The organism is Bacteroides sp. AM32-11AC, assembly GCF_003603515.1.
Lineage (GTDB): Bacteria > Bacteroidota > Bacteroidia > Bacteroidales > Bacteroidaceae > Bacteroides > Bacteroides uniformis.
This window is the reverse complement of the sequence record NZ_QTNH01000025.1, coordinates 1-10,057: the sequence shown is the minus strand read 5'-3', so window position 1 is coordinate 10,057 and position 10,057 is coordinate 1. Positions and strand designations below refer to the sequence as shown.

General features: G+C 52.0%; 5 protein-coding genes. All 5 read left to right on the top strand.

Annotated features, from left to right (window positions below):
* On the top strand, positions 1-1,206 hold a 1,206-nt coding region (locus tag DW800_RS19170; protein WP_119958279.1), incomplete at its 5' end, for an O-antigen ligase family protein.
* Between the two features lie 124 nt (positions 1,207-1,330).
* Positions 1,331-2,404 carry an efflux RND transporter periplasmic adaptor subunit gene (locus DW800_RS19165; protein WP_016272553.1) on the top strand — a complete coding sequence of 358 codons (1,074 nt, stop codon included), beginning with the start codon at positions 1,331-1,333 and terminating at the stop codon, positions 2,402-2,404.
* Between the two features lie 36 nt (positions 2,405-2,440).
* Positions 2,441-5,512 (top strand): efflux RND transporter permease subunit, encoded by a 3,072-nt coding sequence (locus DW800_RS19160; protein WP_016272554.1) that lies wholly within the window; start codon positions 2,441-2,443, stop codon positions 5,510-5,512.
* Positions 5,509-6,981 carry a TolC family protein gene (locus tag DW800_RS19155; protein WP_005835284.1) on the top strand — a complete coding sequence of 491 codons (1,473 nt, stop codon included), beginning with the start codon at positions 5,509-5,511 and terminating at the stop codon, positions 6,979-6,981. The genes DW800_RS19160 and DW800_RS19155 overlap by 4 nt, the downstream gene beginning before the upstream one ends.
* Positions 6,981-10,057 (top strand): efflux RND transporter permease subunit (locus DW800_RS19150; RefSeq protein ID WP_133303841.1); only part of this gene is annotated, 3,077 nt, incomplete at its 3' end. The genes DW800_RS19155 and DW800_RS19150, both read left to right, overlap by 1 nt.

Below are 10,057 nucleotides of genomic sequence, written 5' to 3'. Positions count from 1 at the left end.
GGCGTGATGCTGCTTATCTTTTGTGTGCTTCCGGCAGGAATGAGCCGTTCGGCATGGTTGGCGGCAGGAGTTTCCTGTCTGTGTGTATATGCTTGGCATATGGATTGGACGGATAAGTTCAGATTATTATGGCAGCAGCAAAGGCAGCGTGTGGTGATGGTAGTGGTCGGTGGATTCTGTGTCTTGCTATTGGCGGGCTATTTACTGTTTGTCTTGAAACCCGATTCTGCACGTGGCCGTCTTTTCATGTGGAAGATAACTTGTCGTGCCATTGCAGAAAAGCCGTTGACCGGATATGGGATTCATAATTTCGCAGCAGCCTATGGAAATGCGCAGGAAACTTATTTTGCAGCAGGTGATTATGAACCGTGGGAGGAACGTGTGGCGGGAAGTCCGGAATATGCATTCAATGAATATCTGCAGGCTGCGGTCGAACTGGGCATTCCTTTGGCGGTATGTCTATTGGTTGTGGTCGTGCTGTGTTTGTATAGGGGAGTCCGTAAAGGACGTTATGGTATCTGTGGGGCTATTCTTTCTTTGATGATATTCTCTTTTTCCTCCTATCCGCTACAACTTCCGGTATTTATCGTTACATTTGGAGGATTGCTTGTGGCGTGCTTGTCCGGTGCCGACCGTTGGCAATGGTTGGGGCTGGCTGTATCAGTAGGCATCATTGGCGGTTTTCGCCTGAAGAATGACTTGCAAGTGGAGCAGGCCTGTCGGGAGTGGATGAATGCGCGGGTGCTGTATAATGCAGGTGCGTATCAATCGGCAGAGAAAGAGTACGGGCGCCTTTATCCTCTGTTGAGGGACCGGGCATCTTTCTTGTTCGAATATGGGCATGGATTGCACAAGCAGCAGCAGTTCAGTAAATCCAACCGTATTTTGAAAGAAGCTTTACAGCGTAGTTGTGACCCCATGATACTGAATGTGATAGGCAAGAACTATCAGCAGATGGGTGATTGCTTGTCAGCGGAAGACTGGTTTATCCGTTCCACCCATCGTTTGCCGGGACGTATTTATCCCTATTATCTGCTTGCGAAGCTTTATGCGGAACCAAGCTTCAGGCAACCGGACAAGTTTGAAAAAATGAAGCGGATGGTATTGACGAAAGAGCCGAAAGTGCATTCTACGGCAATACGACAGATGAGGGAGGAAATAAAAAAGATTCAGCTTATTTTTGTCCATATCAAAAAAGATGAATAAAAACGGAAAGTGTTAATAATGAGCGAACTAATTGCTAAAGTGCTATGAAAAAAGTGTCCACATGCAAATATCGGTTCGTTTTTTTGAAACGATTAATTTTGTCAATTTATAATTGAGTATGAATATGAAGACACAGAACTATCGATACCTGCTATGCATGGCCGTTGCCCTGCTTGCCGCCTGCTCCGATGCCGGAAAGGGAAAAGAGTCCGAGGAAGGGGTGGCAACCGTCCTGCCAAGTGAAAGCAATGAAGTGACCGTGAAAGTCCTGAAGCGGGCGACCTTTGAGCATGAACTGGTGAGCAACGGAAAAGTTACCGCCGGTGCCATGGCGGATTTGCGTTTTGAGACCACCGGTGTAGTGGCACACATCTACGTGAAGAACGGTGACCCGGTGCGCAAAGGGCAGAAACTTGCCGAACTGGATAAGTTCCGCCTGAAGAACAAGACCGCGCGGGCCAAGGATGCCTTGGAAAAAGCGGAACTTGAGTTGCAGGATGTATTGATAGGGCAAGGCTATCCGGTGGGGGATGCCTCCAAAGTACCTGCTGACATCATGAAGCTGGCCCGCGTGAGGAGCGGTTACGACCAGAGCCTCGCCCAGTATGAGCTTGCCGCGTATGAAGAGGAACACGCCACGCTGGTTGCGCCTTTTGACGGGGTAGTGGCGAACCTGTTCTCCAAACCGTTCAACGAGGCAAGTACCTCGGAAGCCTTCTGCTCCATTATCGGCACTCAAGGTATGGAGGTGGACTTCACGGTGCTGGAAAGCGAACTGCCGTTGATAAAGAGTGGCGACAAGGTGATTGTTACCCCTTATTCGGATGCCGGCTTTAGGCAGGAGGGGCGCATCACCCAAATCAATCCTCTGGTGGATGACAAGGGGATGGTTAAGGTGAAGGCTGCCGTCAATGGCAAGGGACGGCTGTTCAGTGGGATGAACGTGAGGGTGAACGTGCACCGCTCTCTGGGCGGACAGCTTGTAATCCCGAAGAGTGCCGTGGTGTTGCGTTCGGGCAAGCAGGTGGTGTTTACCCTGAAAGACGGAAAGGCGCAGTGGAACTATGTGCAGACCGGTCTGGAGAATGCGGAAAGCTATAGTATGGCCGACGATGCCCTGAAAGAAGGCGATACGGTCATTGTGACGGGAAATGTGAATCTGGCACATGAAGCATCGGTGAAGGTGGTTGATAGATAATGAGTGATAAGTGGTAATTCAAAATTCATAGTTCAATTGATAAAGTTTTTGATACAGCGGCCTATTGCCGTACTGATGGCATTTACAGCATGCTTCATTGTCGGGCTGGTGACTTACTTCACCTTGCCGGTATCCTTGCTGCCCGATATTGCCATCCCGGAAATTACAGTGCAGGTGTCGGCGCAGAATACCTCGGCGCGTGAATTAGAGAATACGGTGGTGAAACCTCTGCGGCAGCAGCTCATCCAGGTGGCGAAACTGAAGGACATGGACAGCGAGACGCGCGATGGTGCAGGCATCATCCGCCTGGGCTTCGACTTCGGTACGAATACCGACCTTGCCTTCATAGAAGTGAACGAGAAGATTGACGCCGCCATGAACTATCTGCCCAAGGATGCCGAACGCCCGAAGGTGATAAAGGCAAGTGCGACGGACATTCCTGTCTTCTACCTCAATCTGACCCTAAAAAGCGACAGTGCATACGGCAAGGTGGACGAACGCGCGTTTCTTGATTTGTGCGAGTTTGCCGAAAATGTCATAAAGCGTCGCATCGAGCAGTTGGCAGAAGTGGCAATGGTGGATGTCACGGGTTTGGTCGAACGCCAGTTACAGATTGTGCCCGACCCGGGTAAGCTTGCTGTGTTGGGGTTCTCCATTGAAGACATAGAAAACGTGCTGGCGCAAAACAACGTGGAGCCGGGCAGCATGACCGTGCGCGACGGCTACTACGAATACAACATTAAGTTCTCCACCCTGCTGCGGACAGAGGAGGACGTGAAGGGCATCCTGCTGCGAAAGGAAGGACGTATCATCCGCTTGGGAGACTTCTGCCGGGTAGAGATTGTTCCTGCCAAGGAGAAAGGTGTCTCCATGAGCAATGGCAAGCGTGCCGTTACCCTTGCCGTCATCAAGCAGGCGGACGAGAATATGGAAGACATGAAGCTTGCCATCAACAGCACGATGGACTACTTCAAGAAAGTATATCCCGACATTGATTTTAGCATCAGCCGTAACCAGACGGAGTTGCTGGACTATACCATCTCCAATCTGCAGCAGAACTTGTCGTTGGGTTTCCTGTTCATCTGCATTGTGGCGGTACTCTTCTTGGGGGATGTCAAGTCGCCGTTCATCATCGGCCTGAGCATGGTGGTGTCCATTGTAATCTGTTTCTTGTTCTTCTATCTGTTCAGGATGTCGCTCAATATCATTTCTCTGTCCGGATTGATTCTGGCGTTGGGTATGATGATTGACAGCAGCATCATTGTGACGGAGAACATTTCGCAGTATCGCGAACGGGGCTATTCGTTGCGGCGGGCTTGCGTGACGGGAACGAGTGAGGTGATTACGCCCATGCTGAGTTCGTCGCTGACCACTATTGCCGTATTTGTGCCGCTGATATTCATGAGCGGCATTGCAGGGGCGTTGTTCTACGACCAGGCATTCTCTGTTACGGTGGGGTTGCTGGTTTCCTACTTCACGGGTATCATGCTGCTGCCGGTCCTCTATATGCTGGTCTACCGGACAGGGTTGCGCGGCAGGTCGTGGTTCTCCCGCATCCGCATCAACAATCCGTTGAAGGAACATACGCTGGACCGTTTTTATGATGCGGGCATCGACTGGGTATTTTCCCATAAGACGGTAAGTATCATATTCTGTGTGGTTTCTATTCCTCTTTGTGTCTTTCTGTTCTATTCCATAGCCAAGGAGCGTATGCCGCAGATAGACCAGAATGAACTGATAGTCCACGTGGAATGGAACGAAAATATACATGTGGACGAGAACCGGCATCGTGTGAATGTGCTGTTCGGACAGTTGCTGGACGAGACTGTGGAACAGACGGCTGCCATAGGCCAGCAGGACTATCTGCTGAACCGTGAGCAGGCTCTCTCTTCTTCGGAGGCAGAATTGTATTTCAAGACTTCCTCGCCTGACGGGATTGCTCCCTTGCAGAAGCAGGCGGGCGAGTGGCTGACACGGGAATATCCGTTGGCGACAGTCTCCTTTTCTCCACCCGAAACCGTGTTCGAGAAGCTTTTCGTGACCGGGGAGGCCGATGTGGTGGCGGAACTTTATGCCCGTAACAAGGAGAAGGCGCCGGCGGCGGAAGAATTGCGCGGACTGGAACAACAGTTTGCGGAGCTTACGGGGACAGCGCCCGTAGGCATCGCTTTCGAGAACCAGCTCGACATAAGCATCCTGCAGGAAAGGCTGTTGCTCTATGACGTTTCGTATGACGAGCTTTACCGTACGCTGCGGACGGCATTCAAGGAGAACAGCGTAGCTATGCTCCATTCCTACCAGCAATACCTGCCTATCAGCATTGTGGGCGAGGAGCGGACAGTGAACGAGGTGCTGCAGCAGACATTGATACAGACCCGTCCGGACAGTAAGGGCGAAGTGGAGCATATTCCGCTTCGGGAGCTGGTAAAGGTGCGTCCGGCTGAGGACTTGAAGACGATTACGGCAGGACGCAACGGTGAATATATACCGTTCCGTTTCTATGAAGTGGACGATGCTCCAGAGTTGATGGAAAAGGTGAAGCGGGAGGCGGATGCCACGGGTGACTGGGATACGGCCTTTTCCGGCAGTTTCTTCTCCAACCGCCAGATGCTGGACGAGTTGGTGGTGATTCTTTTCATCTCTATCCTGCTGATGTATTTCATTCTTGCCGCCCAGTTCGAAAGCTTCGTGCAGCCGCTCATCGTGCTGCTGGAAATTCCGATAGATGTGGCGTTTGCCCTGCTTCTGTTGTGGATATGCGGGCATACCCTGAACCTGATGTCTGCCATCGGACTGATTGTGACGTGCGGTATCATCATCAACGACTCCATCCTGAAGCTGGATGCCATTAATGAATTACGGAAAGAGGGGATGCCGTTGCTCGAGGCCATCCACGAGGCGGGACGGAGAAGGCTCCGGCCCATCATCATGACATCGCTCACCACGATATTTGCCATGGTTCCGCTGCTGTTCTCGTTCGATATGGGGTCTGAGTTGCAAAAGCCGCTTTCCATAGCGATGATTGGGGCGATGTTCGTGGGGACACTGGTCAGTCTGTTCATCATCCCGTTGATATATTGGTTTATTTATAGAAAAGAAAGAGCATGAAGAAATTAAGTCTTATACTTTTGTTCAGTCTGGGAGCCTTTTCCGCTTTTGCCCAACAGCGGATAACGCTCGATTTGCAGCAGACCATTGCCCTGGCGAATGACAGTTCGCTGGAAGCCTTCCGCACCAAGAACATGTATCTGGCCGGTTATTGGGAATACCGCACCTATAAGGCAAACCGCCTTCCCAGCCTGACGCTGAACATGACTCCGGCACAGTACAACCGCGATATCACCAAGCGTTACGACTCCGAACAGGACCTTGACATCTATCGCAGCCAGCAATCCTTCTATGCATACGGCAATCTTGCCGTCAGACAGAATTTCGACTTGACGGGCGGTACGTTCTATCTGGATACGGAGCTGGGCTATATGCGGAGCTTCGGTGGAAACAAGTATACCCAGTTCACCAGTGTTCCGGTTCGTTTGGGCTACTCGCAGAGTCTGGTCGGTTACAATCCTTTCCGTTGGGAACGCAGGATTGAGCCGCTGAAGTACGAAAAGGTGAAGAAGGAGTATATTTACAATGCAGAGCGAGTATCCGAGCAGGCCACGACCTATTTCTTTGCGCTTGCCATGGCACAGGCGGAATATGACTTGGCCAAGGACAATGCCGTCTCCACCGATACCCTCTACCGCATCGGCATGCAGCGCTTGAAAATAGCCGCCATCAGCCGTGCCGACCTGCTGACGCTGAAACTCGACGTGGTGAACGCCCGCAATACTTTGCAGAATGCCGCCAGTGCCTTGAAGCGCGCCATGTTTTCGTTGGCATCTTTCCTGAATATGGAGAAGAACACGGATATCAGGGTGTCGCTTCCGGGACGTCCGAGGGCGCTGACCATACCGGTTGATGAGGCTTTGCTGGCCGCTCAAGCCAACAATCCGGAATTTCTGGGGCTTCGTCAGGAAGTGCTGGAAGCCGAGCAGACAGTAGACAAGACGAAGAAGGAATCGCGCTTCAACGCCAGCATCAACGCCAGCGTCGGCTTCAACCAGGTGGCAGAGAAATTCGGTGAAGCATACAGGCATCCCATGCAGCAGGAGATGGTGTCGGTCAGTGTCTCCATTCCACTGGTGGATTGGGGCGTGAGGAAAGGCAAATACAACATGGCGAGGAACAATCTGAACGTGGTGAAGACTTCTGCCCGGCAGAGTGAAATCAGCATTGAGGAGGAGGTTATCATGACCGTCAGTGACTTCAACGTCCAGCAAGCCCTCGTCGCCAGTGCCGAAGAGGCCCTCGACCTTGCCATCCTGGCGTATAACGAAACCCGCCAGCGCTTCATTATCGGCAAGGCAGACATCAACAGCCTGACCCTCTCGCTGAACCGCCAGCAGGAAGCGCAACGCAATTACATCTCCGCCTTGCAGGACTACTGGCTGAATTATTACAAGATACGGAAACTGACGTTGCACGACTTTGCCAGCGGATTTTCGCTGTCGGAAAAATTTGATTATAATAACTGATGAAACGAGTTTCTTCCTTCACCGTCATAGTGGCGTTTGTCTGCCTTGCTTTGGTAGGGGTGGCGTTGATACCGCTGCTCCCCGTCAAGCTGAATCCGTCACGCAGCCTGCCCGGCTTCACGGTGGGTTTCAGCATGCCTGGCACTTCGTCGCGGGTGGTGGAGATGGAAGTGACCAGCAAGCTGGAATCCATGCTGGCGCGTATCCGCGGAGTGAAGCGGCTGAACTCCACCTCGGGCAACGGCTACGGCAACATTACTGTGGAGCTGGACAAGCATGCCGATGTCGAGGCAGTCCGCTTCGAAGCTTCCACCATCATCCGGCAGACGTGGCCCCAATTGCCCGAAGGTGTCAGCTATCCCACCATTCACATGAAAGTGCCCGACGAGAACGCCTCACGCCCCTTCATGTCCTTCACCCTGAACGCCCCCTCCACCCCGATATTGATTCAGCAGTATGCCGAGGAGCATATCAAGCCGCGGCTGGCAAATATTCCGGGTATCTATAAGGTGGAACTCAGCGGTGCCACGCCCATGGAGTGGAGACTGGAATATGACAGTGAACAGTTGCGCTTGCTGGGTGTGGCACTGTCGGACATCAGCGAGGCAGTACAGCGGCATTACCGGAAGGAATTTCTGGGTACGCACAATGTGGATACAGGTAACGGTAGCCGGGAATGGATACGCCTGGCACTGGTGCCGGAGAGCAACTCCCTTGGTTTTAATCCTGCTGCCATCACCGTGACGGCTACCGACGGGAAACTGCTCCGCTTGGACGAACTGGTGTCGGCTGTCCGTATGGAGGAGGAGCCGCAAAGCTATTACCGCATCAATGGGCTGAATTCCGTCTATCTATCCATTACTGCGGAAGAAACTGCCAACCAGTTGCAACTGAACCGTGCCGTGATGGACGAGATGGAAGCTGTTCGGCAGGTACTTCCTGTCGGATATGAAGTGCATGCCAGCTATGATGCGACCGAGTACATACGGGAAGAACTGGACAAGATTTACTTCCGTACCGGTTTGACGGTACTCATCCTGCTTGTATTCGTATGGCTCATTACTCGTAAGTTGAAATATCTTTTTCTGATAGTTACCAGCCTGGCTGTAAATATAGCGGTGGCACTTATCTTCTACTACCTCTTCGGACTTGAGATGCAGCTTTATTCGCTGGCGGGTATCACTGTCTCGCTGAATCTGGTGATAGACAGCACCATTGTCATGACCGACCACATTCTGCATCGGCGTAATCTCAAGGCCTTCCTGTCGGTGTTGGCGGCAACCCTCACTACGATGGGTGCGCTTGTTATCATTTTCTTCCTTGACGAGAAGATACGGCTCAACCTGCAGGACTTTGCAGCGGTAGTGATCATCAATCTGGCTGTTTCCTTGATGGTGGCATTGTTCTTTGTTCCGTCGATGATTGAGAAGATAGGACTGGTGAGGCGGATTACGGGGAAGAAGAGGCGTCTTGTCTTGCCGGGGCTGACGCAAACATTCAAAACAAGGTTGGGACGGATTTTCAGACGTTTCCCCGTTTATTTCTCCTGCTGTTACTCTGCTCTCATCCGTTTTCTATGCCGTTGGCGCTGGGCTGTATGCCTGCTGTTACTGTTGGGTTTCGGTCTGCCCGTTTTTCTGTTGCCCGGCAAACTGGAAGGAGGGGGAAAATGGGAAGCTGCTTACAATAAGGTATTCGGTTCGGATACCTATAAGGAGTCGGTGAAACCCGTTGTGGACAAGGCGCTGGGCGGCAGCTTGCGGCTTTTCATACAGAAGGTGTACGAAGGCAGTTACTTCACCCGTAATGAGGAGGTGGTGCTCTATGCCAACGCCAACCTTCCCAATGGCAGCACCCTCGAGCAGATGAACACTTTGATGAAACGTATGGAGACCTACCTCAGCCGGTTCAAGGAAATCAGGCAGTTTCATACTTCCATTTACAGCCCCCGGCGTGCCAGTATGCAGATTTATTTCAAGAAGGAAGTCCGGAACAGCGGTTTTCCCTATACACTGAAAGCCAATATGATAAGCAAGGCACTGGAACTGGGAGGCGGCAGCTGGGGCATCTACGGATTGCAGGACCAGGGGTTCAGTAATGACGTCCGCGAGAGTGCCGGCTCCTACCGCATCAGGATGTACGGCTACAACTACGACGAACTCTATGAGTGGGCGGAGAAGCTGAAGGCCAAGCTGCTGACGCACCGGCGTATCAAGGAAGTGCTCATCAATTCGGAGTTCTCCTGGTGGAAGGATGACTATCAGGAATTCTACTTCAACCTGAACAAGGAGCGCATGGCGCAAGAGGGCATCGACGCGCAAGTGCTTTTCTCTGCGGTGCGCCCCATCTTCGGCAAGAATCTGGAGATTGGCTCGGTAGCGGCCGAGCAGGGAACGGAGAAAATCAAGCTCTCTTCCCGCCAGTCTGCCGAATATGACATCTGGGCGATGCAGTTCTTTCCCTATGGAGTAGGAAACGGCAAGCATTACAAGCTTTCCGAACTGACTACTGTGGAAAAGGGACAGATGCCGCAGGAGATTGCCAAAGAAAACCAGCAGTACCGCCTCTGCCTGCAATACGAATATATCGGCTCCAATGAGATGGGCAACAAGATACAGAAACGTGTCCTGGAGGAGTTCAACAAACTGTTGCCGATGGGTTATACAGCCGAGTCGGACAGCAACAGTTGGTCATGGGGCGAGAAGGACAACCGCCAATACCTGCTTCTGCTGGTGGTGATAGCCATCATCTTCTTTACGACCAGCGTTCTGTTCAACTCCCTGAAGCAGCCGCTTGCCATCATCTTTGTGATTCCGGTTTCTTATATCGGGGTATTTCTTACTTTCTATTGGTTCCGGCTGAACTTCGACCAGGGCGGTTTTGCCTCGTTCGTCCTGCTGTGCGGCATCACGGTGAATGCCAGCATCTATATCCTGAACGAGTACAACAGCATCCGACGTCGTTTCCCCCGTCTTTCCGCTCTTCGTGCCTACGTCAAGGCGTGGAATGCGAAGGTCGTTCCTATTTTCCTCACGGTAGTTTCTACCATTCTGGGATTTATCCCTTTCATGATAGG

Bases quoted from the DNA above. Each gene is read 5' to 3' on its own strand.
- DW800_RS19165 (WP_016272553.1), top strand. From the start codon at position 1,331: ATGAAGACACAGAACTATCGATACCTGCTATGCATGGCCGTTGCCCTG.
- DW800_RS19155 (WP_005835284.1), top strand. From the start codon at position 5,509: ATGAAGAAATTAAGTCTTATACTTTTGTTCAGTCTGGGAGCCTTTTCC.